Here is a 526-nt window from a genome sequence, read left to right as displayed (position 1 = left end):
TGATGTTGATTTCTAGATCATCAACATTACCATCTTCGTCTTCACCCATGCCAGGAAGCGTGATTTTTAGATCGGCTTTAGTTGGATCAACACCCCAATCTTTACCTTTTCCTACTTCAGAGAAGAATGTCACACCGCCCATACGAGTGTCATCTGCACGAATACTAGTTAGACCCATGATCATCGCTTCACCAGAGCTCGCACCGATTTGGAATGCCGCTTCACCGAATGAGCCGTTCAATAGACGACGGCCACCGAATGATGTGGTTTCTGCGATACGGTTCAGTTCGTCAACCAACGCCATTGATTCTTCGTTGATTGCCTGACGCTCAGCTGGAGAGTTAGTACCGTTTGATGACTGGATAGCCAAGTCACGCATACGCTGCATCACTGACGTTGCTTCGTTCATCGCACCTTCAGCCGTTTGAGCGATAGAGATACCATCGTTCGCGTTACGCATTGCCACATCAAGACCACGAGACTGTGCCGTTAGACGGTTAGAGATCTGTAGACCTGCTGCATCGTC

General features: G+C 48.7%; 1 pseudogene. It reads right to left on the bottom strand.

Going from position 1 to position 526, the window contains the following annotated elements:
• Nucleotides 1-526, bottom strand: a pseudogene (locus R7190_RS30455) (flagellin); the annotation flags it as partial.

The sequence above is a fragment of the Vibrio sp. 1078-1 genome, assembly GCF_033340475.1.
This window is presented reverse-complemented; position numbering and strand designations above follow the sequence as displayed.